Below are 26,215 nucleotides of genomic sequence, written 5' to 3'. Positions count from 1 at the left end.
GAACCCGTGTACGTGTCGTTAGTCGATTACGCAGGTCTAAGACTGCCATGCTCACGTCCCGCCGCCTGCATCGGCATCGGGATCGGCGGAGGTGAGGTCTTCGACGACGCGAGCGCCCGGCGGGCGCTCGGGCCGACCACCGCCGCCCACTCCTCGGGGGCTTCGGCCAGCCAGCGGCTGAGGAGGGCGGCGAAACCGGGCACGTCACGGGCGCTGTCGACCAGCCCCCGGTCGAAGCGGGCGGCGCCCTCGGGGGTGCGGACCAGCAGCATCCCGGTGCGGTGGACGAGGGCGCGCGTACGGACCTCCGGGCGACGCCGCGAGCCTTCGGCGGCGGCCCGGAGCAGGGCCTCCAGCACGTCCGGATCCCGGCCGGTGGTCTGCTCGAACTCCAGCAGGACCTCCAGCAGTTCGGCCCGCAGCGGCCGGGAGTCCGGGCTCCCGGGCCCGGCGAGGACCCGGGCCAGCCCGGCGCGGACCGGGGGCGGTGCGGGGCGGTCGCGCAGCAGGCCGGTCACCAGCGGCAGCAGCAGGGCACGGGCCGCCGGGCCGTGCTCCAGCCGGAGGTCGACGTACTCGGCGGCGTGCGTGCCGTCGTCGGGGTGGGCGTCGATGTACTCCCGTACCAGTCCGGCGACGTGCAGCGCGAGTGCGGGCGTGTCGAGGCCGGCGAGGGCCCGCAGCACCGCCGCCCCGCCCTCGCCGGGGCGGGCGAGGCGGGCGCGGAGGGCGGCGAGGACGGGCTCCGGGTGGCCCGGGAACACCTCGGCGAGGAGTTCGACGGGGATGCGGGGGTCTCCGGTGGCGAAGGCGCGCAGGGTGTCCGGGAGGTGGCGGCCCCGGGACTCCGGGTCGCGGAGGAGCAGGGCGCGGGCGGCGGCGTGGAGCTCGGCGTCCTCCGGACGTCCCAGCAGGGTCTCGGCGGCGCCGCGCAGCAGGGCCCGGTCGTCCTCGGCGGTGACGTGCTGCTGGAGGAGCCCGGCGTAGCGGGCGGCGGCGGACCGGCGGGCCGGGCGGTCCTCGTCGCGGGCCCAGCGCTCGACGGCCCGGCAGAGCGCGGTGGGTTCATCGTCCGCGAGGGCGGCGAGCAGCTCTCCGGCCCGCTGGTGCGGAGTGGCGATCAGCGCGTCGGCCAGCTCGTCGAGGGCGAGGCCGCGGCGGGCGTGGAGGAGGGCCTGGGCCGCGGCGGCGACCGTGGGGCGCTGCGGTGCGTCCGGTGCGTCGGGGCCCGCGAGCAGCGGGCGTTCGTCGGTGAACCAGCGGCACAGCAGCGGCTGCACGGCGGGGGCGTCGAGGGCGAGCCGGTGGGCGACGGCGTCCAGATAGCGTTCGTCGCCGTCGGTGCGGGGCAGGCCGTCGACGGGTACGAGGCGGCGGAGCAGGTCGATCCGGTCCTCCTCGGGCAGCCGCAGCCGCCGCCAGAACCAGGGACCGAACTCCCCGTACGCCCCGAGGCCCCCGGGTCCGCCGGGGGCGGCGGAGCAGCGCGTGATGCGTCCGGCGAGGACCCGCAGGACGCCCAGGTACGGGCGGGCGTCGGCGACCCGGAGCAGGCTGCCGCCCAGGAGATGGGCCGCCCACCAGGCGGCGTCCTCGTCCTGCGGGCCCGCGTCGCTCCGGAGCCGGTCCAGGGCCTCGATGAGGTCGGCCATCCGGTGCGCGAGGGCGGCGGCGCCCTGGCGGCGGCCGAGGAGCACCATCGCCTGGATCACCGGCCCGATGCGGTGCCGGGGCACGGGCAGGCTGCGGGGGTCGTCCGCGTCGTGGGGGCGGGGGGCCGCCCGGTCCTGCGCGGCGCTCCCCCGGTGCCAGCGGTGGACCAGGGAGCCCAGGGCCGCGTCCAGGTCGAGGTGGGCGCCCTGCACCCAGTCGCCCAGCTCCTCGTGGGCGAAGCGGTAGCCGGCCCCGGCGGGGACGAGCAGGCCCTCGGTCAGCACGGCGGACGCCCACCCGGTACGCCAGGGGAAGATCTCCTCGAACGCCGCCCGGTCCAGCTCGCCCTGGCCGGGGCCCAGGCAGCGGCGGGCCGCCTCGTGGACCTGGCCCGCGACCCGGGCGGCCAGCCGGCGCACGTCCGCGCCCCGGGGCTGCTCGTCGGCGGCGGCCGCGATCCGGACCGCGGCGCGCACGCACAGCAGGTCCAGGTGGGCGCCGAAGACGTCCTCGGTGTCCGGACGGCCCGGCACCCCGGGCGGCAGGGCGGCGCGGACCTCGGCGAGGAGGCGCAGGGTGAGCGGGTGGCGGTCGTGGCCGGGGGCCAGGGCGGTGGGCGGGATGCCGTACGCCTCCTTGGCCCGCTCCGCCTGCTCGGGGGTGAGGTCGCCCAGGCGCAGGGCGGGCGGCAGCCGGCGGGCGGGGCGGCGCGGGCGGTGCAGGGCCCCCGGCGGATAGAGGCCGCCCGCGGTCTCCCAATGCTCGGGGCGGCAGGCGACGACGAGCCGGACACCCCGCTCGCGCAGCCAGGCCGCGGTGGCGGCCGTCCACTCGGGGAGCCGGTGGGCCAGCAGCGGCTCCATCTCCTCGGGGCTGTCCAGGACCACCAGGAGCGGGTGCCCGGCGTCGGCGGCGAGCCGGGCGACGCGCTCGGGGGTGGCCGTGCCCATCTCGCCGCGGGCGCCCCCGGCGGTGACGATCCGGCCGGAGCGGACGAGCGCCCGCTGTGCCGCGTCCGCGATCGAGACGTCGTCGGCCAGCAGGTCCGCCCCGCGCAGCCAGAGCGTCGGGGCGGGTGCGCCCCCGTCCGCGCGGCGGGCGGCGAGGGCGGCCAGCTCGGTGGTGCGGCCCGTGCCGGGAGCGCCGACGAGGCCCAGGACCGGGGCCGTACCGGAGGCGAACGCGGCCAGCTCGGCGTGGACGTCCTCCCGCTCGACCGGCGCGATACGGGCCTTGGGGCCGTCCGCCGAGCCGACCGACGTGGCGGTGAGCTGGAGGGCCCCGGCGAGGTTGAGGTGGGGGCCGTAGCAGGGGGCGACGGCGGCGTTGCGCCGCAGCAGGGCGTCGAGCGCGTCGTCCGCGCCCCGGGCGATCGGCAGGGCGAGTCCGGCCGCCTGGTGCGCGGCGGTGAGGGCGGTGCACAGGACGCCGAGAACCGCGCCGGTGGCCGGGTCGGTGACGGGGCCGCCGATGGCCGCGCCCCCCGAGCGCAGGGCGTCGCGGCCGTCGGTGCCGAGGGCCAGCTCCAGGGCGGCGGGGACCGGGTGGCCGGCGCCGTCCGGGGCGGTGTAGGTGGCCGGGGTGGCGCCGAGCACCCGCGCCTCCCGCCGTCCGTGGGCGGCGATGTCCACGTAACCGCCGGGTTCGGGGCGGTCCCGCCCGGCGATGGGCAGGGGTTCCGCGCCCAGGGCGTCGGGGCCGCCGGTGCGCAGCAGGGCGAGGCCGAGGGCGGGCAGCGCGGTGATGTCCTCGGGGGCGACGGAACAGGTGCGGCCGTCGGTTCCGTGGAGGAGGAGCGGGCCCGGGGAGGTGACGGCCTGGTGGGCGGTGACGACGGTGCCGCGGTCGTCCGCGACGAATCCCGTCCCGCGCGGCCGGCCGGCCTGATCACAGATGCTCACCAGTTTCGACCGGTTCCCACTGCCCATGGGTCGACGGTAGGCCGCCGGTGGTCCCACGGAGCGCGCGGACGGGGAAAGCGCCCCTCGCGCCCCCGGCATTCACTCCGAGCGCCCGTCCGTTGGGGTGAATAAGCGTGTCCCCCGGGGAGCAGGAATGGTGCCGGGGAGGGGAACGTGGAGCGGGCACCGGGTGGGGGCAGGGGTGCCCGCTCCACGCATGGGGGGGGAGGCCGGTCGTGCGACCCGGCTCAGGCGAAGACGGCGAGGCTCTTGGCCTTGCCCTTCTCCTCCTCGACGAGCACGAGGAACGCACCGTCCGGCCCGAAGACCGCGACCGGCCCCGGCGGGTGGGCGGGCATGTCCAGCCGTACGCCGTTGAGGAGCAGCTTGGCGCGCCTGTCGTCCACGTCCCAGCGGGGGAAGGCCGCGTCGGCCGCCCGGGCGACCGGCATCACGGCCAGCTCCTCCTGGTGCTGGTCGAGCGTCCGGGCCGCGTCCAGCCCGTACGGGCCGACCCGGGTGCGGCGCAGCGCGGTCAGGTGGCCGCCGACGCCGAGCCCGGCGCCCAGGTCGCGGGCGAGGGCGCGGATGTACGTCCCCGAGGAGCAGACCACGGAGACGACCAGGTCGAGCACGGGGGTGCCGTCCTCGGCGACGGCCTCGCGGACGTCGTAGACGCGGAAGGAGGAGACGGTCACCGGGCGGGCCGGGATCTCGAACTCCTCGCCGCCGCGCACCCGCGCGTAGGACCGCTTGCCGTCGATCTTGATGGCGCTGACCTTGGAGGGCACCTGCATGATCGCGCCGGTCAGCGCGGCCACCCCGGCGTCGATGCCCTCGCGGGTCACGCCGGAGGCGTCGGTGGACGAGGTGATCTCGCCCTCGGCGTCGTCGGTCACGGTGTCCTGGCCGAGCCGGATCGTGCCGAGGTACTCCTTCTCGGTCAGGGCGAGGTGGCCCAGCAGCTTGGTTGCCCGCTGGACGCCGAGGACGAGGACGCCGGTCGCCATCGGGTCCAGCGTGCCGGCGTGGCCGACGCGTCGTGTGCGGGCGATGCCGCGCATCTTGGCGACGACGTCGTGCGAAGTGAAGCCGGACGGCTTGTCGACGATGACAAGGCCGTCCGGCGTGGTGGTCTGCTCGGTCATGCGGAGGCGGGGCCCTCGTTCTCGTCGGTCGAGCGGGGGGTCTCCGCCTCGTCGTCCTCGTCCTCGGGCTTGCGGTACGGGTCGGCCTCGCCGGCGTACGTGGCGCCCGTGGACACCTGGCGCACCTCCGCGTCCTTGGCCCGCGCCTTGTCGAGGAGGTCCTCGATGGTGCGGGCGTTGTCCGGGAGGGCGTCCGGCACGAAGGCCAGGGTCGGCGTGAACCGGACCCCGGTCTGCCGCCCGACCTCGGAGCGGAGGACGCCCTTGGCGCTCTCCAGCGCCGCGGCGGAGGCCGCGCGCTCCTCGTCGTCGCCGTAGACCGTGTAGAAGACCGTGGCCTCCCGCAGGTCTCCGGTGACCCGGGCGTCCGTGATCGTCACGAATCCCAGCCGCGGATCCTTGATTCGCCGGTCCAGGGTCTCCGCGACCACGACCTGGATGCGATCGGCCAGCTTGCGGGCCCGCGCGTTGTCGGTCACCGGTCCGTCACTCTTCCTTCTGGTTTCGCTCGACTGTCAGTCTTCGTCACGTGTCAGTCTTCGTCACTGTGCAGCCGCCGTCTCACCGACAGCAGCTCCACCTCGGGGCGCGCCGCGACCAGCCGCTCGCAGCGGTCCAGCACGTCCGTGAGGTGTCCGGTGTCACCGGAGACCACGGCAAGGCCGATCTCGGCCCTGCGGTGGAGATTCTGCCCGCCGGTCTCGGCCGCACTCACCGCGTACTTGCGCTGGAGCTCGGCGACGATCGGGCGGACGACGGAACGCTTCTCCTTCAACGACCGTACGTCGCCGAGGAGCAGATCGAAGGACAAGGTCCCCACATACATGTGTGTCCGGATGTCCCGCCGGTTCGGGTTCGCGCCCCGCCAGAGCTTGCCGGGGACATCAGAACCGTACCGGAACGGCCGGAGCCGATCGACGGAAATACGACCCGTCGACCGGCCCCGACCTCGGTGGAGGGGCTCCGCGAGTCGCCTCGCGGAGCCCTTCCGACTTCCCTGCGGATCCTCGCGGACCCGAGGTGGATCAGCCTCGCGGCTTCTCGCGCATCTCGTACGTCGCGATGACGTCGTCGATCTTGATGTCGTTGAAGTTTCCGAGGTTGATACCGCCCTCGAAGCCTTCGCGGATCTCGGTGACGTCGTCCTTGAAGCGGCGCAGACCGGAGATGTTGAGGTTCTCCGCGATGACCTTGCCATCGCGCAGCAGGCGCGCCTTGGTGTTGCGCTTGACCTCGCCGGAGCGGACCAGCACACCGGCGATGTTGCCCAGCTTGGACGAGCGGAAGATCTCGCGGATCTCCGCCGTGCCGAGCTCGACCTCTTCGTACTCCGGCTTGAGCATGCCCTTGAGGGCCGCTTCGATCTCTTCGATCGCCTGGTAGATGACCGAGTAGTACCGGACGTCCACGCCCTCGCGCTCGGCCATCTGCTCGGCGCGCCCCGCGGCGCGCACGTTGAAGCCGATCACGATGGCGTCGGAACCCGTCGCCAGGTTGATGTCCGACTCGGTGACCGCACCCACACCGCGGTGCAGGACCCGGATGTCGACCTCTTCGCCGACGTCGAGCTGGAGCAGCGAGGACTCGAGAGCCTCCACCGAACCGGACGCGTCGCCCTTGATGATGAGGTTGAGTTCCTGGACCAGACCGGCCTTGAGCGCCTCGTCCAGGTTCTCCAGGGAGAACCGGACGCCCTTGCGGGCGAAGTTGGCGTTGCGCTCACGGGCGGCGCGCTTCTCGGCGATCTGACGGGCCGTACGGTCCTCGTCGACGACCAGGAAGTTGTCGCCGGCGCCCGGGACGTTGGTGAGACCGAGCACCAGGACGGGGGTCGAGGGACCCGCCTCCTGGACGTTCTGACCGGTGTCGTCGAGCATGGCGCGCACCCGGCCGTAGGCGTCGCCCACGACCATCGTGTCGCCGATGCGCAGCGTTCCGCGCTGGACCAGGACCGTCGAGACGGCACCGCGACCACGGTCGAGGTGGGACTCGATGGCGATGCCCTGCGCGTCCTGGTCGGGGTTGGCCCGCAGGTCGAGCGAGGCGTCGGCGGTGAGGACGACGGCCTCCAGGAGAGCCTCGATGTTGAGGCCCTGCTTGGCGGAGATGTCGACGAACATGGTGTCGCCGCCGTACTCCTCGGCCACCAGACCGAACTCGGTGAGCTGACCGCGCACCTTGGTCGGGTCGGCGCCCTCGACGTCGATCTTGTTGACCGCGACCACGATCGGCACCTCGGCCGCCTTGGCGTGGTTCAGCGCCTCGATCGTCTGGGGCATCACACCGTCGTTGGCCGCCACCACGAGGATCGCGATGTCGGTCGACTTCGCACCGCGGGCACGCATGGCGGTGAACGCCTCGTGGCCCGGGGTGTCGATGAAGGTGATCCTGCGCTCTTCATCGTTGACGTCGGTCGTGACCTGGTAGGCACCGATGTGCTGGGTGATGCCGCCGGCCTCGCCCGCCACCACGTTGGTCTTGCGGATCGCGTCCAGGAGCCGGGTCTTACCGTGGTCGACGTGACCCATGACGGTCACGACCGGCGGACGGGAGACCAGGGCCTCTTCGCCGCCCTCGTCCTCGCCGAACTCGATGTCGAAGGACTCGAGCAGCTCGCGGTCCTCCTCCTCCGGGCTGACGATCTCCAGGACGTAGTTCATCTCCTCGGCCAGGAGGCGCAGCGTGTCGTCGGAGACGGACTGCGTGGCCGTGACCATCTCGCCGAGGTTCATCATCACGGCGACGAGCGACGCCGGGTTGGCGTTGATCTTCTCCGCGAAGTCGGTGAGCGAGGCGCCGCGCGACAGCCGGACGGCCTGTCCGTTGCCGCGGGGCAGCATGACGCCGCCGACCGACGGGGCCTGCATGGCCTCGTACTCCTGGCGCCTCTGCCGCTTCGACTTGCGACCACGACGCGCGGGACCGCCGGGGCGGCCGAAGGCGCCCTGCGTGCCACCGCGGCCACCGGGACCACCGGGACGGCCGGCGAAGCCGGGACGACCGCCGAAGCCGCCGCCGCCACCGGGACGACCGGCACCGCCGCCGCCACCGCCGGGACCGGCCGGACGGCCGGCGAAGCCGCCGCCACCGCCACCGGGACGGCCCGCGAAGCCGCCGCCGCCGGGACGACCGCCACCGGCACCGCCGGGACGACCGCCGGCACCGGGACCGCGGCCGCCGCCGCCGGGACCGGGACGCGGGCCGGCAGCGGGACGCTGCGGCATCATGCCCGGGTTGGGACGGTTACCGGCGGGGCCGCCGCCGGGACGCGGAGCCTGCGGGCGGGGCATGCCGCCCGGGGTGGGACGGGCGCCGCCCTGACCCTGGGCGCCCTGGGGGCGCGGGGCGCCGCCGGGGCCACTGCCCTGCGGGCGCGGGGCGCCGGGGCGCTCCTGGCCGCCACCGGGGCGCGGGGCACCGCCGGGACGGGGCGCCGAGGGGCGCGCCATGCCGGTGGAACCGCCGGAGGTGAAGGGGTTGTTGCCCGGACGGGGGCCGGTCGGACGGGCGCCGCCGGGGCGCGGGGCGCCCTGGCCGGCGGGACGCGCGGGGCGGTCGCCGCCGCGCTGGCCGCCGTCACGCTGGCCGCCGTCACGCTGACCGCCGCCCTGAGCCGGACGGGCCGGGGCGGGACGGGGGCCGGGGGTGGCGCCCGTGGGACGCGGGGCCTGGGGCTGCTGCGGGGCTGCCGGGCGCTCCGGTGCCGGGGCCGAGAACTCGGCGGCCGGGACCGGGGTGACCGGGGCCTTCGGGGCAGGCTTCGGGCCCGGACGGGGGCCCGCCGACGGCGAGGGCGCCGCCGGGGTGCTGCTCGGGGCCTCGGCGGCGGCCGGCTTGGGGGCCGGTGCGCCGGGCTTGGGGGCAGCGGGACGTGCCGCGGCGGCCGGGGAGGGCGCCGCGGGCTTCGCGGGCGTCGCCTTGCGGGGCGCGCCCGGCTTCGCAGCGGACTTGCCGGCGTTGCCGCCGGGCCCCTGCAGTGCGTCGGTCAACTTGCGTACAACCGGCGCCTCGATCGTCGAGGACGCCGAACGGACGAACTCACCGAGTTCCTGGAGCTTGGCCATGACGACCTTGCTCTCCACTCCGAACTCCTTGGCGAGTTCGTATACCCGGACCTTAGCCACTTCGCTCCTTTTAGGTCCGGGTTACCGCCGGACCGTCGCTACTTCATGGGCGTACTCATCGCGTACTCATCGAGTGCTCATCGCAATCTCGACCTACTTCCAACTCGCGAGGTACCTGACCGCACGGGGCCCCGTGCCGTTCATTTCTTACGTTTCTTCCGGTGTCGCCCGCTCGACGAACCGCGTCAGAGCCACGGTGTCGAACGGCCCCTTGACCTTGAAGGCCCGGGGGAACGCCCGGCGGCGAACCGCCAGGTCGAGACAGACAGAGACGGGGTGCACGTAAGCACCCCGGCCGGGCAGCGTACCGCGTGGATCAGGGGCGCAGACGCCCTCGTCCGCCACGATGCGCAGCAGCTCGCTCTTGGCCGCTCGCTCCCGGCACCCCACACAGGTGCGCTCGGGGCAAGCGCGGGCTTGCGTCCGGCCAGACACGTCTAAGTCTACCTCCCCGTACCGACCCCGCCGCTTTGGGGCAGAAATCGAACGGATGTTGTCGTGATCTCAGCGGCGTGCACTCCAGATCTATTCCCTGGAACCGCTCCGGGTCAACGCCTTTCCGAGCGCTCCCGGGCCCGCTCGGCCCGCTCGCGGTCCGCGTTCTCCCGCTCCTCGTCGGTCTCGGTGTCCGGCCGGATGTCGATCCGCCAGCCGGTGAGGCGGGCGGCGAGGCGGGCGTTCTGCCCCTCCTTGCCGATCGCCAGCGACAGCTGGTAGTCCGGCACGGTGACCCGGGCGGAACGGGCGCCGAGGTCGACGACCTCCACCTTGCTCACCCGGGCGGGCGAGAGGGCGTTGGCGACCATCTCGGCCGGGTCGTCGGACCAGTCCACGATGTCGATCTTCTCACCGTGCAGCTCGGCCATGACGTTGCGCACCCGGCTGCCCATCGGGCCGATGCAGGCGCCCTTGGGGTTCAGGCCGGAGCGGGTGGAGCGCACGGCGATCTTGGTGCGGTGGCCGGCCTCGCGGGCGATGGCCTCGATGACCACCGAACCGTCCGCGATCTCCGGGACCTCCAGGGCGAAGAGCTTCTTCACCAGGCTCGGGTGGGTGCGCGAGAGGGTCACCGACGGGCCCCGGACGCCCTTGGCGACCCGGACGACGTACGTCCGCAGGCGCAGGCCGTGGGTGTACTGCTCGCCCGGGACCTGCTCCTGGACCGGGAGGATGGCCTCCAGCTTGCCGATGTCGACCAGGACGTTCTTGGGGTCCTTGCCCTGCTGGACGACGCCCGTGACGACGTCGCCCTCGTGGCCCGCGTACTCCCCGAAGGTCTTGTCGTCCTCGGCGTCGCGCAACCGCTGCAGGATGACCTGCTTGGCGGTGGTCGCGGCGATCCGGCCGAAGCCGGAGGGGGTGTCGTCGAACTCCTCGGGCTCCTGGCCCTCCTCGAGGTCGGCCGGGTCCTCCTTGGCCCACACCGTGACGTGGCCGTTCACGTCGAGCTCCACGCGCGCCCGGCGGTGGCTGCCGTCGGTGCGGTGGTACGCGATGAGGAGGGCCGATTCGATCGCCCCGACGAGCACCTCGAAGGGGATCTCCTTGTCCTGCGCCAAGCCCTTCAGAAGCTTCACATCGATGTCCACGGCTACGCCTCCTCTTCCTTCTTGTCCTTGCGGTTGAATTCGATCTCCACGCGTGCCCTGTCGATCTCGTCGAAGGCGAGGCGGCGGGCGGTGGGCTTGCGGCCCTTGACGCCGGGGACCTCCAGGTCGAGCCCGTCCTCGTCCACGGCGAGGATGCGGGCGACCAGCTCGTCGGAGCCGCCGCCGGCCAGGTGGAACCTGGCCAGCCGGCCGGTGGCGCGTACGTAGTGGCGGTGCTCGGTCAGCGGGCGGTCCGCGCCGGGGGAGCTGACTTCGAGGACGTACTCGCCCTCGCCCATCGCGTCGGTCTCGTCCAGCTTCTGGGAGATCGCGCGGCTCAGCTCCGCGCAGGCGTCCAGCTCCACGCCCTCGTCGGAGTCCACGATGATCCGCAGCACTCCTCGGCGGCCGGCCCGGGACACCTCGATCTCCTCGAGGTCCAGCTGCTGCGCGCTGACGAGCGGTTCCAGCAGCCCGCGCAGCCTCTCGCTCTGGGTGGTGCTCATCCGGGTGACTCCTCGGCCGCGTGTGCTGTTGTGGGGATCGTCGTGCGTCAGGTCAAAGGGTATCCGGTCGCCAGGGGTGTTGCCGTCCGCCGGCCGGCCGACCGCGGGTACGCTCACGTGCGGTGATCACATCAGGACAGATCCTGTCAGGACCGGTCCAGGGCCGAAGGAGAAACGTGCGGCGCACGGGGACGACGCGCAGGGGGGCGCTCACCGCGACGGGGGCCCTCGCCCTGGGGGCGGTGCTGACCGGCTGCGGGGGCGACGGCGAGGCGGCCGGGGACGGTGGGCCCGCGCGCTCCGGAGCGGAGAGGGCCGAGCGGGCGCTGCGGGAGAAGGCGGTGCGCGACGGCGTCCTCCTGCTCGCCCGGTACGACCTGGTGGCCGAGGCGCACCCGGCGACGGCGGCGGGGCTGGCGCCCCTGAGGGCGGCCGTGGCCGAGCACGGGAAGGCGCTGGCGCCGCCCCGCGCGAAGGACGAGCCGCGGCAGGACGGGCCGGAGGGCGCGCCCGCCAAGAGCGCCCCGCCCGCGCCGCCGGGGCCGGTGGCGGCCGATCCGAAGGCCGCGGTCAGGGAGCTGGCGGCGGCGGAGCGCCGCCGGGCCGACGCGCACGCCGAGGCCCTGCTGACGGCCGGCCCGGAGCTGGCCCGGCTCCTGGCCTCGGTGGCGGCGGCCGCCGCGGCGCACGCGTACCTGCTGACCGAACTGGCCGAGGAGGCAGCCGCATGAGCATCCGTTCCCTCCGGCCGTCCGAGGACGACGCCGGCTCCCCCGAACTGACCGCCGTCCAGGCGGCGCTGGCCGCCGAGCACGCCGCGGTGTACGGGTACGGGGCGCTGGGCGGCCGCCTCGGCGGGAAGCGGGGCGCCGAGGCGCGCGCGGCGTACGACGGGCACCGTTCGCGGCGTGACGCGCTGGCGCGCACCGCCCGGGACCTGGGCGGCCGGCCGGTGGCGGCGGCCGCCGCGTACGCTCTGCCCTTCGCCGTCGTGGACGCCGCGTCGGCCGAGCGGCTGGCCGCGGTGCTGGAGGACCGGATCGCGGGGGCGTACGCCGACCTCGTGCGGGCCTGCGAGGGCCCGCGCCGCAGGGAGGCCGCGGGCGCGTTGCGGGAGGCCGCGGTGCGGTCGGCCCGGTGGCGGGGAGGCAACGTAGCCTTTCCGGGGCTCGCCGAGCGGGCCGCGGGTGCGGATCCGGCCGCGACGGCCCCGGTGGAGGCGGCGGGCGCGGACGGGCCGCGCTGATCCGAAGGACCGGAAAGGGAACACACGACGTATGGGCTTCGAACCTCCGCGGCGCCTGGAGCGCGCGCTCGGTGAGATGTACGGGGACGCCGCGGCGGCCGACTGGCTGGCCGGGCTCCCCGCGTTGACCGAGCGGGCGCTCACCGCGGGGGACGGCCTCACCGTGGAGCGGGTGGCCGCTCCCGGCGGGCGCAGCTCCCTGGTGGTGCTGGTGCGGCGGGCGGACGGGGCCCCGGCGGCGCTGAAGATCGCTCCGCCGGTCGCCCGGCCCGATCTGGAGCGGGCGGCGCTGGAGCACTGGAACGGCTGGGGAGCGGTGAAGACGCTGGACGCGCCGGGGCTGGCGGGGCTCGGGGCCTCGGGGCCGGGCACGCCGGGGCCGGGGCTCGGCGCGGCGGAGGCCGAGGCGACCGGGGTGTTGCTGCTGGAGCGGCTGCACCCCGAGGTGTCGCTGCGTTCGCTGCCGGAGGCGAAGGCCCTGCTGGAGGCGGCGGGGACGGTGCGCCGCCTGTGGGTGGAGCCGCCCGCCGGGCACGGTTTCGAGACGGTGGCCGCGCGGACCGGGCGGCAGGGCGACGGGATGCGGGCGGCCGCCGAGGCCGATCCGGAGCTGGCGCCCCTGGTGGAGGCGGCGTTCGCGGCCCGCGCGGAGCTGGTCGAGGGGCCGTCCGAACTCCTGTTGCTGCACGGCAACTTCCGGCAGAGCAAGGTGCTGTCCGGGGAGCGGGCGCCGTGGCTGACGGTGGGTCCGGAGCCCTTGGTCGGGGAACGCGCCTACGACCTGGCCCGGCTGGTGCGGGACCGGGTGGAGGATCTGATCGCCTCCCCCGGCGGCCCGGTGACGGCCCGGCGGCGGATCAAGAAGCTGGCGGAGTCGCTGGAGGTGGACCAGGCGCGGCTGCACGGCTGGACGCTGTTCCGGGCGGTGGAGTCGGGCACCCGCGCGCTGGCCGAGGGGCGGCGCCGGATGGGCGAGGTCACCCTGGAGTTCGCGGGCTGGCTGTAGCCCTTCCGGCAGGGCGAAGGCCCCCGCGCGACCGTGCGCGGGGGCCTTTTCGACGGCTGGTCAGGCCAGGTCGGCCGTCAGGCGGGCGATGGCCTCGTCGACGGTCAGCTCCTCGCGCTCGCCGGTGCGGCGGTCCTTCAGCTCCAGGACGCCGTCGGCGGAGCGGCGGCCGGCGACCAGGATCTTGGGCACGCCGATCAGCTCGGAGTCGGTGAACTTCACCCCGGGCGAGACGCCGGGGCGGTCGTCGACCAGGACGCGCAGGCCCGCCTCGCCCAGCTTCTCCGAGACCTCCAGGGCCAGCTCGGTCTGGAGGGCCTTGCCCGCCGCGACGACGTGGACGTCGGCCGGGGCGACCTCGCGGGGCCAGCACAGGCCCTTGTCGTCGGCGGTCTGCTCGGCGAGGGCGGCCACCGCGCGGGAGACGCCGATGCCGTACGAGCCCATCGTGACCCGGACGGGCTTGCCCTGCTGGCCGAGGACGTCGAGCTGGAAGGTGTCGGCGTACTTGCGGCCGAGCTGGAAGATGTGGCCGATCTCGATGGCGCGGTCCAGGGTGAGGCCGGTGCCGCACGCGGGACAGGGGTCGCCCTCCTCGACCACGACGACGTCCACGTAGGCGTCGACCTCGAAGTCACGGCCGGCGACGACGTTCTTCGCGTGCTTGCCCTCCTTGTTGGCCCCGGTGATCCAGGAGGTGCCGGGGGCCACGCGGGGGTCGGCGAGGTAGCGGACCTTCTCCAGGCCCTGGGGGCCGACGTACCCGCGTACGAGGTCGTCGCGGCCGAGGAAGTCCTCGGCGGTGACCAGCTCGACGACGGCGGGCGCCAGGTGCTCGCCCAGCTTGCCGAGGTCGACCTCGCGGTGGCCGGGGACGCCCACGGCGACGATCTCGCCGTCCACCTTGACCAGCAGGTTCTTCAGGGTGGCGGAGGCGGGGACGCCCAGGTGCGCGGCGAGCGTCTCGATGGTCGGGGTGTCGGGGGTGTCCAGCTCCTCGACCGCGCCGTGCGCCGAGCCGTCGACCGGGGCGAGCGCGAAGGTCACGGCCTCGGTGTTGGCGGCGTAGTCGCAGTTCGGGCAGTCCGCGAAGGTGTCCTCGCCGGCGGCGGCGGGGGCGAGGAACTCCTCGGAGGCGGAGCCGCCCATCGCGCCGGAGACGGCGGAGACGACGCGGTGGTCCAGGCCGAGCCGCTCGAAGATCTTGATGTACGCGGCCCGGTGCAGCGCGTAGGAGTGCGCCAGGCCCTCGTCGGTGGTGTCGAAGCTGTACGAGTCCTTCATCTGGAACTCGCGGCCGCGCAGCACACCGGAGCGGGGGCGGGCCTCGTCGCGGTACTTCGTCTGGATCTGGTAGAGCATCACCGGCAGGTCCTTGTAGGACGTGCACTGGTCCTTGACGGTCTGGGTGAAGATCTCCTCGTGGGTCGGGCCGAGGAGGTAGTCGCCGCCCTTGCGGTCCTGGAGGCGGAAGAGCAGGTCGCCGTACTCCTCCCAGCGGCCGGACGCCTCGTAGGGCTCCTTGGGCAGCAGGGCGGGCAGCAGGACCTCCTGGGCGCCGATGGCGTCCATCTCCTCGCGCACGACGGTGGAGATGTTGTCCAGGACCTTCTTGCCGAGCGGCAGCCAGGACCAGATGCCGGCCGCGTTGCGGCGCACGTACCCGGCGCGGACCAGCAGCTTGTGGCTGAGCGTCTCGGCGTCCGCCGGGTCGTCGCGCAGTGTCTTGACCATCAATCGGGACATGCGCTGGACCTGGGCCATGGTGAACTCCTGCTCGCAAGGGTGGTGAGCCCGAGGTTAACCGGGCGGTGCGGGCGGGCGGAAATCCATTCGCCCCGGGCGCAGCAGCGGGAGGGGCGCTCCCATGACCGCGTACGGCTGCGGGGCGCTCGGGAAGAGGACCCGGCGGGCGAGGTCGCGGTAGCCGAGGGAGCGGTACAGGGCCCGGGCCGGGCTGTCCTTGTCGATCGCGGAGAGGATCGAGCGGGGCTGGTCGACGGCGTCGGTGACGGCGGTGATCAGGGAGCGTCCGAGGCCGTGCCGCTGGTGGTCGGGGTGGACGTGGAGCTCGGTGATGACGAAGGAGTCGTCGAGCCAGCCGTCGGAGCCGGTGGCCCGCAGGTAGGGCTCGACGACGGTGGACCACCACTGGGCGCGGTCGTTGGGCAGCCCGTAGACGAACCCGACGAGCCGTCCGTCCGGTGCGAGGGCGCCGAGGGCGCGGGCGCGGGGGTGCTCCAGGTGTCTGAGGACGATGTGGCGGCGTACGTCGATCTCGTCCTGCCCGAGTCCGAAGGCCGCCGCCTGGACGAGCAGGGCTTCGTCGACGCGGGCGGCCAGGTCGACGGGGCCGATCCGGGCGGGGGGGTGTGCGGGGCCTTCTCCGGGGGCTGCCATGCGGGAACCCTACTGGCCGGGGCGGCCGGGGCGGGCGGCACGGCGGGCCGGGACGGGCCCCGGCAGGGGGCGGTCGGCATGGGGCCGCGCCCGGAACGGGGCGGTGCGGGGCCCGGGCGGTACGGGGGGGGAGTGCAGGGTGGGGGCGGGGCGGGGGTGGTGCGGGGCGGGGGTGGTGCGGGGCGGGGGTGGTGCGGGGCGGGGCCGGGTCAGAACAGGACGCTCATGAACGCGCCGGTCTCGCGGAAGCCGACGCGGTGGTACGCCTTGCGGGCGGGGGTGTTGTAGTCGTTCACGTACAGGCTGACGACGGGGGCGACGTCGGCCAGGGCGTAGCGCAGGACGGCCGCCATGCCGGTCTCCGAGAGGCCCCTGCCGCGGTGTTCGGGAGCGACCCAGACCCCCTGGATCTGGCACGCCTGGGGGGTGGCCGCGCCGATCTCCGCCTTGAAGACGACCTTGCCGTCCTCGATGCGGGCGAACGAACGGCCGGCGCCGATGAGTTCGGCGACGCGGGCCTGGTAGAGGAGTCCGCCGTCCCCGGCGAGCGGGGAGACGCCGACCTCCTCGGTGAACATCGCCACGCAGGCCGGCATCAGGACCTCCATCTCGTCCTTGCGGATGCGGCGGACGAGCGGGTCGGGCGTGATGTCGGCGGAAAGGCTCTCGGTGACCATGAGGGGCTGGTTGGCGCGGACCTCGCGGGCGGGGCCCCAGCTCGGTTCGAGGAGCCGCCACAGCTGGGTGGTGGGTTCGGCGGGGCCGACGATGGAGGAGCAACGGCGGCCGGCCCGGCGGGCGCGGTCGGCGAAGGCGCGGACGGCTTCGGGACCGGCGCAGATGGGGACGAGGTTGGCGCCGGAGTAGCACAGGGAGCGGAGCATGCCGTCGGCGTACCAGCCCCACATCTCGCCGCCGAGGCGCCAGGGGTCGAGCCCCGCGACCTGCACGCGGGACGTGACGAAGGCATTGGCCACGGGCTCGCTCTCCAGGACGGCGAGTGCGGCGCCGAGGTCGCTGGGTTCGAGGACCCGGGTGGTGGTCTGCGTCAACACGAGGGGGCCTCACCATACGGTCTGCTGATTTCCGCACTGTAACCGAGAAGGCTCTCGAACGCCGCCCGAGTCCGGAGGCCGGCTCTCCGGGACGGCGCCGCCCCGCCGCGCCGTGCGCGGACGCCTCCGCCCGGCCGGGCGGTACGGGTACGCCGCCGCCCCGCCGGGCACGGGGCCCGGCGGGGCGGCGGAAGCGGAACAACGGGGCAGGCCGAGAGGCGCGGGCTCAGCTGATGGAGACCTGCGGCTCGCCGGACATGACGCCGTCCTTCTCCATCTGCTCGGCGATCTTCATGGCCTCTTCGATGAGGGTCTCGACGATCTTCGACTCGGGGACGGTCTTGATGACCTCGCCCTTCACGAAGATCTGGCCCTTGCCGTTGCCGGAGGCGACGCCGAGGTCGGCCTCGCGGGCCTCGCCGGGGCCGTTGACGACGCAGCCCATGACCGCGACGCGGAGCGGGACCTCCATGCCCTCCAGGCCGGCGCTGACCTGGTCGGCGAGCTTGTAGACGTCGACCTGGGCGCGGCCGCAGGACGGGCAGGAGACGATCTCCAGGCGGCGCTGCTTGAGGTTCAGCGCCTCCAGGATCTGGAGGCCGACCTTGACCTCCTCGGCGGGCGGGGCCGAGAGGGAGACGCGGATGGTGTCGCCGATGCCCTCGGAGAGGAGGGCGCCGAAGGCGACGGCCGACTTGATGGTGCCCTGGAAGGCCGGCCCGGCCTCGGTGACGCCGAGGTGCAGCGGGTAGTCGCTCTGGGCGGCGAGCTGGCGGTAGGCGTTGACCATGACGACCGGGTCGTTGTGCTTGACCGAGATCTTGATGTCGCCGAAGCCGTGCTCCTCGAAGAGGGACGCCTCCCACAGGGCGGACTCGACCAGGGCTTCGGGGGTGGCCTTGCCGTACTTCTTGAGGAGCCGCGCGTCCAGGGAGCCGGCGTTGACGCCGATCCGGATCGGGGTGCGGGTCTCGCCGGCCGCCTTCGCGATCTCCTTGACCTTGTCGTCGAACTGCTTGATGTTGCCCGGGTTGACCCGGACGGCGGCGCAGCCCGCGTCGATCGCGGCGAAGACGTACTTCGGCTGGAAGTGGATGTCGGCGATCACCGGGATCTGCGACTTCTTGGCGATGGTGGCCAGCGCGTCGGCGTCGTCCTGGGTCGGGCAGGCGACCCGGACGATCTGGCAGCCGGACGCCGTCAGCTCGGCGATCTGCTGGAGCGTGGCGCCGATGTCCGACGTACGCGTCGTCGTCATCGACTGCACGGACACGGGCGCGTCGCCGCCGACCGCGACCGAGCCGACCTGGATCTGTCGGCTGACCCTTCGGTCGGCGAGCTTGGTCGGAACGGCCGGCATTCCGAGAGAAATCGCAGTCATGCGCTGTGCATCCCCAAGGTGTGGATCGAGGTCCCGAGATCGGCGGGCTCCGGCCTTCGAGGTTACGGCACCGACGGCAGGACGGACGCACCGTGTCGACATGTCCACCCCTGGGTGAGCGGCCGGACACGGTGCGTGCGCCCGGCCGGCACCGGTGGGGCGCCCGGGACGGGAGGACCCGTCAGGTGATCTTGACGGGGTTCACGATGTCGGCCACCAGGACCAGCAGCGTGAAGCAGATGAAGAGTCCGGCGACCACGTAGGCGACCGGCATCAGCCGGGCCACGTCGAACGGTCCCGGGTCGGGGCGCCGGAAGACCTTGGCCACGTTGCGCCGCAGCGACTCCCAGAGCGCGCCCGCGATGTGCCCCCCGTCCAGCGGGAGCAGCGGGAGCATGTTGAACAGGAACAGCGAGAGGTTGAAGCCCGCGAGCAGGAACAGCATCATCGCGACCTGGTTCTGCGCGGGGATGTCCAGGTTCATCACCTCGCCGCCGATCCGGGCGGCGCCGACCACGCCGACCGGCGAGTCGTCGGCCCGTTCGCCGTTGCTGAAGGCCGCGTCCCACAGGGCGGGGATCTTGGACGGCAGGGCGATGATCGAGTCGACGCCGTTCTCGATCATGTCGCCCATGCGGACGACGGAGTCGCCGAAGGAGAGCGGCACGATCTCGGTCCGCGCGGCGAAGCCGAGGTAGCCCGCCTTGACGAACTCCTCCGGGATCACCTCTCCCCTGTCGTCCTTCTTGGCGACCTCGTTCTCGCGCAGGACCGCGTTGAGCGTGACCTCCTCGCCGTCGCGTTCGACGACGATGGTGGCGGGGCCGATCGTCTCGCGGATGCGGTCCGAGAGCGTCGCCCAGTCGTCGACCTCCGTGCCGGCGAAGGCCACGATCCTGTCACCCTCCCGGAGGCCGGCGGCCTTGGCGGGCGAGACGTCGTCGCCGGCCGCGCAGGTCTGGCGCTTCTCGCTCTGGGAGATCACGCACTTCTGGACGCCGGCGACCTCGGTGGTCTGGGTCTGGAAGCCGAAGGTCATCGCGACGCCCATGAAGATGGCGACGGCGAGGACCAGGTTCATGAAGGGGCCGGCGAACATCACGATGACGCGCTTCCACGGCTTGCGCGTGTAGAAGAGCCGCTTCTCGTCGCCCGGCTCCAGCTCCTCGTAGGCGGCGGAGCGGGCGTCCTCGATCATGCCGCGCCACGGGGAGGTGGAGCGGGCTTCGAGGCGGCCGTCGGGCCCTGGCGGGAACATCCCGATCATGCGGATGTAACCGCCTGCCGGGATGGCCTTGATGCCGTACTCGGTGTCGCCCCTCTTCTTCGACCAGAGCGTCGGGCCGAAGCCGACCATGTACTGCGGAACCCGGACGCCGAACATCTTGGCGGTGGAGAGGTGGCCCAGCTCGTGCCAGGCGATGGAGAAGAGCAGGCCCACGACGAAGACGGCGATGCCCAGGACCGTCAGCAGGATCGAGGTCAGACTCATGCGTGCGCCTCCGCTGTCGCTTTCGCCGAGAGTTCCCGGGCCCGTGCGCGGGCCCACGTTTCCGCTTCGAGGACGTCCGCGACGGTGAGCGGGGTTCCCTGGGCGGGGGCGCCGTGTTCGGACACCACGGCGGTGACCGTGTCCATGATGCCGTTGAACGGCAGCCGTCCGGCGAGGAACGCGTCGACGCACTCCTCGTTCGCCGCGTTGAAGACGGCCGGGGCCGTGCCGCCGAGCCCGCCGACGTGCCGGGCGAGCCCGACGGACGGGAAGGCGTCGGTGTCCAGAGGGAAGAACTCCCAGCTGGACGCCTTCGTCCAGTCGAAGGCCGGAGCGGCGTCCGGGACGCGCTCGGGCCAGCCGAGGCCGATGGCGATGGGGCCGCGCATGTCCGGCGGGGTGGCCTGGGCCAGCGTGGAGCCGTCGCTGAACTCCACCATCGAGTGGACGTAGGACTGCGGGTGGACGACGACCTCGATCCGGTCGAACGGGATGTCGTAGAGGAGGTGCGCCTCGATGACCTCCAGCCCCTTGTTGACCAGGGTCGCGGAGTTGATGGTGATGACCGGTCCCATCGCCCAGGTGGGGTGGGCGAGGGCCTGCTCGCGGGTGACGTCGGCCAACTCCTCGCGCGTACGGCCCCGGAAGGGCCCGCCGGAGGCGGTGACGACGAGCTTGCGGACGTCGCCGCGGGCGCCCGCGGCGAGCGCCTGGAAGAGCGCGGCGTGCTCGGAGTCGACCGGGATGATCTGGCCGGGGGCGGCGAGCGCCTTCACCAGCGGCCCGCCGACGATCAGCGACTCCTTGTTGGCGAGGGCGAGCGTGCGGCCCGCCTTCAGCGCGGCGAGGGTCGGGGCGAGCCCGATGGAGCCGGTGATGCCGTTGAGCACGGTGTGGCACTCGCTCGCCGCGAGGGCGGTGGCCGCGTCGGGGCCGGCCAGGATCTCGGGGAGCGGTTCCCCGGCCCCGTACCGGTCCCGCAGCGCGGTGCGCAGGGCGGGGACCGCGTCCTCGGCGGCGACGGCCACCGTGTTCACCCGGAGGCGGTGGGCCTGTTCGGCGAGGAGGGCGACCCGGCCGCCGGCGGCCGAGAGCGCCGTGACCCGGAAGCGGTCGGGGTTGCGCAGGACCAGGTCGATGGCCTGGGTGCCGATGGACCCGGTGGAGCCGAGGATCACGAGATCCCGGCGGCCGTCCGCGGCGTCGAAGACGAGATGCGGATCGGCGAGGGGGGCGGGGCTGTCGCTCATGCCCCCTATTGTTGCCGCTCCCGCTGTGCAGGAGGACAGCGCGTCCCGGCGGGCCGTGGATCGGGGGCGGGGCGGGCCGTGGACCGGGGGCGGGACGGGCCGGGGGCCGTGGGCCGGGGACGGGGGCCGGGGACGGGGGCCGGGGGCGGGGGCGGGTCGGAATCCCCCGCCCTCCGGGGCCCGGCGCCGGGCCCGCGGACTCGCGGTCCCCGTCGGCCCGTCGTTAGCGGACCGGCCGGTGCCGGTTCTCCCGTGCGGAGGGGCCGGGGGAGGCGTCCGCGATCCAGGGGCCTTCGCCGCTGGGGTCGATGACCCCCTCCTCCAGCCAGGTGTACGTCCCGGACAGGGCACCCTCGACCACGCGCCGGTCGAGGGCGTCGGTGTTGGACCACAGCCGGGTGAACAGCTCCTCGACCCGGAGGCGGGCCTGGTGGCAGAAGGCGTCCGCGAGCTGGTACGCCTCGCGGCCGTGCTCCCCCGCCCCGCGCAGGTGCTCGGCGCGGACGCAGGCGGCGCTCATCGCGAAGAGCTCCGCGCCGATGTCGACGATCCGGCCGAGGAAGCCCTGTTTGGACTCCATCCGGCCCTGCCAGCGGGACATGGCGTAGAACGTGGACCGGGCGAGCTTGCGGGAGGACCGTTCGACGTACCGGAGGTGGCGGGAGAGGTCGCGGTGCCCGGCGGGGTGGAACTCCGCGTACGTACGCGGAAGGTGACCCGGCCCGAGGGCGAGTCCGGGCAGCCAGCGGGCGTAGAACGCGGCGGCGTCCGCCCCCGCCCTCGCCTTGGCGGAGAGCGGCTTGTCGGGGTCGATGAGGTCGCCTGCGACCTTCAGGTGGGCGTCGACGGCCTCGCGGGCGATCAGCAGGTGCATGATCTCGGTGGAGCCCTCGAAGATCCGGTTGATCCGCATGTCGCGGAGCATCTGCTCGGCGGGTACGGCGCGTTCGCCGCGGGCGGCCAACGAGTCGGCGGTCTCGAAGCCCCGGCCGCCGCGGATCTGGACCAGTTCGTCGGAGATGAGCCAGCCCATCTCGGAGCCGTACAGCTTGGCGAGGGCGGCCTCGATGCGGATGTCGTTGCGGTCCTCGTCGGCCATCTGCGAGGAGAGGTCGACGACGGCCTCCAGGGCGAAGGTGGTGGCCGCGATGAACGAGATCTTCGAACCGACCGCCTCATGCCGCGCGACGGGTCTGCCCCATTGCTCGCGTACGCCGGACCATTCGCGGGCGATCTTCAGGGACCACTTGCCGACGCCCACGCACATCGCTGGCAGCGAGAGGCGGCCGGTGTTGAGGGTGGTCAGGGCGATCTTCAGCCCGGCCCCCTCCGGCCCGATCCGGCAGGCTCCGGGAACCCGGACGCCGTGGAAGCGGGTGACGCCGTTCTCGATGCCGCGCAGCCCCATGAAGGCGTTGCGGTGCTCCACGGTCACCCCGGGGGCGTCGGCCTCGACGACGAACGCGGTGATGCCGCCGGGGTGGCCCTCGGAGGCGGGGACGCGGGCCATGACGACCAGGAGGTCGGCGACGACGCCGTTGGTGGTCCAGAGCTTCACCCCGTCCAGGACGTAGTCCGGCCCGTCGGGCACCGCGGTGGTGGCGAGGCGGGCCGGGTCGGAGCCGACGTCCGGCTCGGTCAGCAGGAAGGCGGAGATGTCGGTGGTGGCCAGCCGGGGCAGGTAGACCTCCTTCTGCTCCCGGGTGCCGAAGATCTTCAGGGGCTGCGGTACGCCGATCGACTGGTGCGCGGAGAGCAGCGCGCCGATCGCGGGGCTGGCGGAGCCGGCCAGGGCGAGCGCCTTGTTGTAGTACACCTGGGTGAGGCCGAGGCCGCCGTACCTGGTCTCGATCTTCATCCCGAGCGCGCCGAGCCGCTTGAGCCCGTCGATCACCTCGTCGGGGATCCGCGCCTCGCGCTCGATCAGCGCGCCGTCGACGTGCGTCTCGCAGAAGGTGCGCAGCCGCGCCAGGAACTCCTCGCCGCGCCGGATGTCGTCGGGCGGCGGCAGGGGGTGCGGGTGAATCAGGTCGAGCCGGAAGCGCCCGAGGAACAGCTCCTTGGCGAAGCTGGGCTTGTGCCAGTCCTGCTCGCGGGCGGCCTCGGCGACGCGGCGCGCCTCGTGCTCGGTGACCTTGGGCGCCTTGGGGACCTGAGGCGTGTTGTGCGGTGCGGACATGGGGGACCTCGCCTCGCCGCGCGCCGCCGGGGCTGATGGGCACCTGGGCGCACGGACTGCTCGTCGCTGCTGCTGGTGGCTGCTCCTGGTCCGTATGTAACCCGTGTACCCGCGGTTCGGCACCCGCACGAGGTCCGCGCGAAGCGAGCGGAGGGGGCGTGCGAGCCCCGCCCCCTCACCGCTCGCGGCGGCCCGGCCGGGCCTGCGGGCACGGGCGGTCCCGGGCCGTCGTCACCGCTCCGCGCTCCGCCCGCCGTGGACGCGCGGACGGCCCGAACCCCCGCACAGTGGGTTCGGGCCGTCCGTCGCACACCCCGCCCGCACCCGCTGTCCAGGCGGGGGCGCGGGCAGGGCCGTCCGGGGGGTTACAAGGCGAGGCCGGTGAGGACCAGCACGCGCTCGTAGGTGTAGTCGTCCATGGCGTAGCGCACGCCCTCGCGGCCGACGCCGGACTGCTTGGCGCCGCCGTACGGCATCTGGTCGGCGCGGTAGGAGGGGACGTCGCCGATGATCACGCCGCCGACCTCCAGGGCGCGGTGGGCGCGGAAGGCGGTCTGGAGGTCGTGGGTGAACACACCTGCCTGGAGGCCGTACTTGGAGGAGTTGACGGCGGCGAACGCCTCGTCCTCTCCGTCGACCTTCTGGAGGGACATGACCGGTCCGAAGACCTCTTCGCAGGAGAGCGTCGCGTCGTCGGGGAGGGAGGCGAGGATGGTCGGGGCGTAGGTGGCCCCGTCGCGCTTGCCGCCGGTGAGCAGCTCCGCGCCGCCCTGGACGGCCTCGTCCACCCAGGACTCGACGCGCTTCGCGGCGTCCTCGCTGACGAGGGGGCCGACGTCGGTGGCGGCGTCCGCCGGGTCGCCGGTGGCCAGGGCCTCGACGGCGGCGACGATCTTCGGGACGAGCCGGTCGTAGACCGAGGCGTCGGCGATGACGCGCTGCACCGAGATGCAGGACTGGCCGCCCTGGTAGTTGGAGAAGGTGGCGATCCGGGTGGCCGCCCAGTCGAGGTCCTCGTCGGAGGCGTAGTCGCCGAGGACGACCGCCGCGCCGTTGCCGCCCAGCTCCAGGGTGCAGTGCTTGCGGGGCACCGACTCCATGATCGCGTAGCCGACGGGGCCCGAGCCGGTGAAGGAGATGACCGGCAGCCGCTCGTCCTGCACGAGGGCGGGCATCCTGTCGTTCGGGACGGTCAGCACGGACCAGGAACCGGCCGGCAGGTCGGTCTCGGCCAGCAGCTCGCCCAGGATCAGCGAGGAGATCGGGGTGGCCGGGGCCGGCTTGAGGATGATCGGGGCGCCGACGGCGATGGCCGGGGCGACCTTGTGGGCGCTGAGGTTCAGCGGGAAGTTGAAGGGCGCGATGCCGAGGACGGCCCCGCGCGGGAAGCGCCGGGTCAGCCCGAGCCGACCGGTGCCGCCGAGGTCGGTGTCGAGCCGCTGGGCCTCGCCGCCGTTGAAGCGGCGGGCCTCCTCGGCGGCGAACCGGAACACGGACACGGCCCGGCCGACCTCGCCGCGGGCCCACTTGATCGGCTTGCCGTTCTCCGCCGAGATCAGCTGGGCGATCTCCTCGGTGCGCTCCCCCAGCCGCCGTACGACGTGGTCGAGCGCGGCGGCCCGGACGTGCGCCGGGGTGGCGGCGAACTCGTCGCGCACCGCGTGGGCGGCGGCGACGGCCTCCTCGACCTGGGCGTCGGTCGGCACGCTGACGGTGCCGACGAGGCGTCCGTCGTACGGGTTGGTGACGTCGAAGCTGTCGGCACCGGTGGCCCGGCGGCCGGCCACCCAGAAGGCGTGGGGCGAAGTCATGGAGGTTCCGGCCCTTCGGAGGTCGTGACGGGGGGTGGCGGGCGCCCGGGGGCTCCCGCCGTCGTCCCACGGTAGGGCGATGAGACGGTCAGGGCGTTTGTCCGGCGTGGAGCGGAGCGGGGCCGGGGTGCTCCGAATTGGCGGAAGGGCGAGCAGGAGCGGAGCCGTCACCGAAGGCGGGAGGGTTGCCGGCGGCGGGAGGGCCGCCGAGGAGGGGGGCGCCGCCGTGGACGGGGGCGCCGCCGTGGAGGGGGGCGCCGCCGTGGACGGAAGGGCCGTGCGGTCCGGCCGTCCCGGGCCTCTCCTCGCGCCGGAGCAGATCCGGTACGAGGGTGAGCAGACCGGCCGCCGCGAGGGCCGCGCCCAGCCAGAGGGGGGCTCGGGGACCGAACCGTTCGAGACCCAGGCCGCCCAGCGCGGAGCCGAGGACCACGCCGAGGGTGATGAAGGAGCTGTGGACGGTGTTGACGAGCGGTCGGGCGTTGCCGGTCCGCTGCACCCGGGTGGCCAGGGCCGGGTTCATGGTGACCCCGACGAGGCCGACGCCCAGCATGCAGAGGACCGCCCAGACCTCCACCCCGGCCAGCAGGGCGAATCCGGCGAGGAACACCGCGTTCAGGGACAGGCCGCCGATCAGGACGGGAAGGGTGTGCCGGTCCGCGAGCCGGCCGACGACGGTGTTGCCGACGACGGTGGCGGCGCCGTACGCGAGGAGGAGCAGCGGGACGGCTCCCGGGGAGAAGCCGGTGACGCCGGTGAGGATCGGGTTGAGATAGCTGAAGGCGGAGAAGGTGGCGCCGATGACCAGGGTGCTGGTCAGCAGGGTGAGCCAGAGGCGGGGAGCGCGGAAGACCGTCAGTTCGGAGCGGAAGGTGCCGCTGCCCTCCGGCCGGTCCGTCCGGCGCACGCCGACCGCGGTGCACAGTGCGGCGGCCGCCGTCAGCGCGGAGATGGCCCAGAACGCGGCCCGCCAGCCGTACCGCTCACCGGTCAGCGTGGCCAGCGGGAGCCCGAGCAGGGTGCCGAGCATCAGGCCGTTGAGGACGACCGCCATGGCCCGGCCGCGCTGTTCGGGGCGGGTGAGCTGGGAGCCGAGCGAGATCGCGACGCCGAAGAACGCCTGCGAGGCGACCCCGGTGACCACGCGGGCGACCACCATGGCCGGGTAGCCGGACGCGGTGGCGGCGAGCACGTTGCCGGCCAGGAAGAGCGGGAAGAGGACCATCAGCGCGGTCTTGGGCGGGAGCCGCAGCAGGGCGACGGAGAGCAGCGGGCCGCCGAACGCCATGGAGAGGGCGAAGACGGTGATCAGGTAGCCGATCTGCGGGACGGTGACGTTCAGCCCCTCGGCCATCTGCGGCATCAGTCCGGCGACGACGAATTCACTGGTGACCATGGCGAAGATGCCGAAGGCCAGAACATGGACAGCACGCGGCACGGGCGGGTTCTCCCTGGAGTGAGGTTTTGTATTGAT

Annotated in this window: 20 protein-coding genes; 3 read left to right on the top strand and 17 right to left on the bottom strand. The window is 73.9% G+C overall.

The annotated features are described in order from the left end of the window. Window positions 1-26 precede the first annotated feature (26 nt). The 8 genes from ACH4K1_RS08880 to rimP form a co-directional block, all read right to left on the bottom strand. Complete coding sequence (locus ACH4K1_RS08880) at window positions 27-3,581, bottom strand: trypsin-like peptidase domain-containing protein (RefSeq protein ID WP_398087871.1); 3,555 nt, start codon at window positions 3,579-3,581, stop codon at window positions 27-29. Between the two features lie 221 nt (window positions 3,582-3,802). Next, a complete protein-coding gene (gene truB, locus ACH4K1_RS08875; protein ID WP_398087869.1) occupies window positions 3,803-4,702 on the bottom strand; it encodes a tRNA pseudouridine(55) synthase TruB in 900 nt (299 codons plus the stop codon). Further along, on the bottom strand, window positions 4,699-5,181 hold the full coding sequence (gene rbfA, locus ACH4K1_RS08870) for a 30S ribosome-binding factor RbfA (RefSeq protein WP_228995043.1): 483 nt from the start codon (window positions 5,179-5,181) through the stop codon (window positions 4,699-4,701). The genes truB and rbfA overlap by 4 nt, the downstream gene beginning before the upstream one ends. 53 nt (window positions 5,182-5,234) lie before the next feature. Then, the gene (locus ACH4K1_RS08865) at window positions 5,235-5,528 is read right to left on the bottom strand and encodes a DUF503 domain-containing protein (protein WP_073771471.1); all 294 of its coding nucleotides are present in this window, start codon (window positions 5,526-5,528) and stop codon (window positions 5,235-5,237) included. A 199-nt stretch (window positions 5,529-5,727) separates the two neighbouring features. After that, entirely contained in the window at window positions 5,728-8,826 is a 3,099-nt protein-coding gene (gene infB / locus ACH4K1_RS08860) for a translation initiation factor IF-2 (RefSeq protein ID WP_398087867.1), read from the bottom strand. 147 nt (window positions 8,827-8,973) lie between these two features. Further along, window positions 8,974-9,261: a YlxR family protein gene (locus ACH4K1_RS08855; RefSeq protein ID WP_398087865.1), complete on the bottom strand. Its 288-nt coding sequence runs from the start codon at window positions 9,259-9,261 to the stop codon at window positions 8,974-8,976. A 113-nt stretch (window positions 9,262-9,374) separates the two neighbouring features. Next, complete coding sequence (gene nusA, locus ACH4K1_RS08850) at window positions 9,375-10,415, bottom strand: transcription termination factor NusA (protein WP_228995046.1); 1,041 nt, start codon at window positions 10,413-10,415, stop codon at window positions 9,375-9,377. Between the two features lie 2 nt (window positions 10,416-10,417). Continuing rightward, window positions 10,418-10,921 carry a ribosome maturation factor RimP gene (gene rimP / locus ACH4K1_RS08845; RefSeq protein ID WP_398087864.1) on the bottom strand — a complete coding sequence of 168 codons (504 nt, stop codon included), beginning with the start codon at window positions 10,919-10,921 and terminating at the stop codon, window positions 10,418-10,420. Window positions 10,922-11,097: 176 nt separating this feature from the next. Here rimP and ACH4K1_RS08840 point away from each other — a divergent pair, with 176 nt between their 5' ends. The 3 genes from ACH4K1_RS08840 to ACH4K1_RS08830 are packed head-to-tail and all read left to right on the top strand — an operon-like array spanning window position 11,098 to window position 13,173. Beyond that, window positions 11,098-11,652: a hypothetical protein gene (locus ACH4K1_RS08840; RefSeq protein ID WP_398087862.1), complete on the top strand. Its 555-nt coding sequence runs from the start codon at window positions 11,098-11,100 to the stop codon at window positions 11,650-11,652. After that, window positions 11,649-12,167: a ferritin-like domain-containing protein gene (locus ACH4K1_RS08835; RefSeq protein WP_398087861.1), complete on the top strand. Its 519-nt coding sequence runs from the start codon at window positions 11,649-11,651 to the stop codon at window positions 12,165-12,167. The genes ACH4K1_RS08840 and ACH4K1_RS08835 overlap by 4 nt, the downstream gene beginning before the upstream one ends. Window positions 12,168-12,198: 31 nt before the next feature. Then, the gene (locus ACH4K1_RS08830) at window positions 12,199-13,173 is read left to right on the top strand and encodes an aminoglycoside phosphotransferase family protein (protein ID WP_398087859.1); all 975 of its coding nucleotides are present in this window, start codon (window positions 12,199-12,201) and stop codon (window positions 13,171-13,173) included. A gap of 60 nt (window positions 13,174-13,233) precedes the next feature. On the opposite strand, the gene ACH4K1_RS08825 is transcribed toward ACH4K1_RS08830, so the two are convergent. The 9 genes from ACH4K1_RS08825 to ACH4K1_RS08785 all read right to left on the bottom strand — a co-directional run bounded on the left by ACH4K1_RS08825 (window position 13,234) and on the right by ACH4K1_RS08785 (window position 26,179). Next, a complete protein-coding gene (locus ACH4K1_RS08825) occupies window positions 13,234-14,937 on the bottom strand; it encodes a proline--tRNA ligase (RefSeq protein WP_398087857.1) in 1,704 nt (567 codons plus the stop codon). A gap of 36 nt (window positions 14,938-14,973) precedes the next feature. After that, window positions 14,974-15,573: a GNAT family N-acetyltransferase gene (locus ACH4K1_RS08820; protein WP_228995052.1), complete on the bottom strand. Its 600-nt coding sequence runs from the start codon at window positions 15,571-15,573 to the stop codon at window positions 14,974-14,976. Between the two features lie 209 nt (window positions 15,574-15,782). After that, entirely contained in the window at window positions 15,783-16,628 is an 846-nt protein-coding gene (locus ACH4K1_RS08815) for a GNAT family N-acetyltransferase (RefSeq protein ID WP_228995053.1), read from the bottom strand. Window positions 16,629-16,854: 226 nt separating this feature from the next. Then, window positions 16,855-18,009 (bottom strand): flavodoxin-dependent (E)-4-hydroxy-3-methylbut-2-enyl-diphosphate synthase, encoded by a 1,155-nt coding sequence (gene ispG, locus ACH4K1_RS08810; protein WP_398087855.1) that lies wholly within the window; start codon window positions 18,007-18,009, stop codon window positions 16,855-16,857. A gap of 181 nt (window positions 18,010-18,190) precedes the next feature. Then, window positions 18,191-19,501, bottom strand: coding sequence for a M50 family metallopeptidase (locus ACH4K1_RS08805; RefSeq protein WP_398087853.1), 1,311 nt, complete (start codon window positions 19,499-19,501; stop codon window positions 18,191-18,193). Next, window positions 19,498-20,751, bottom strand: coding sequence for a 1-deoxy-D-xylulose-5-phosphate reductoisomerase (gene dxr / locus ACH4K1_RS08800; RefSeq protein ID WP_398087852.1), 1,254 nt, complete (start codon window positions 20,749-20,751; stop codon window positions 19,498-19,500). Before dxr ends, ACH4K1_RS08805 begins: the two co-directional genes overlap by 4 nt. Window positions 20,752-20,974: 223 nt before the next feature. Next, window positions 20,975-22,930 carry an acyl-CoA dehydrogenase family protein gene (locus tag ACH4K1_RS08795; protein ID WP_398087850.1) on the bottom strand — a complete coding sequence of 652 codons (1,956 nt, stop codon included), beginning with the start codon at window positions 22,928-22,930 and terminating at the stop codon, window positions 20,975-20,977. Window positions 22,931-23,295: 365 nt separating this feature from the next. Further along, a complete protein-coding gene (locus tag ACH4K1_RS08790) occupies window positions 23,296-24,741 on the bottom strand; it encodes an aldehyde dehydrogenase family protein (RefSeq protein WP_398087848.1) in 1,446 nt (481 codons plus the stop codon). An 88-nt stretch (window positions 24,742-24,829) separates the two neighbouring features. Next, complete coding sequence (locus ACH4K1_RS08785; protein WP_398087846.1) at window positions 24,830-26,179, bottom strand: MFS transporter; 1,350 nt, start codon at window positions 26,177-26,179, stop codon at window positions 24,830-24,832. Window positions 26,180-26,215: the final 36 nt, after the last annotated feature.

The organism is Streptomyces sp. NPDC017448 (assembly GCF_044330565.1).
Taxonomy (GTDB): domain Bacteria; phylum Actinomycetota; class Actinomycetes; order Streptomycetales; family Streptomycetaceae; genus Streptomyces.
The sequence above is the reverse complement of the archived record's forward strand: the minus strand, read 5'-3'. Positions and strand labels throughout refer to the sequence as shown.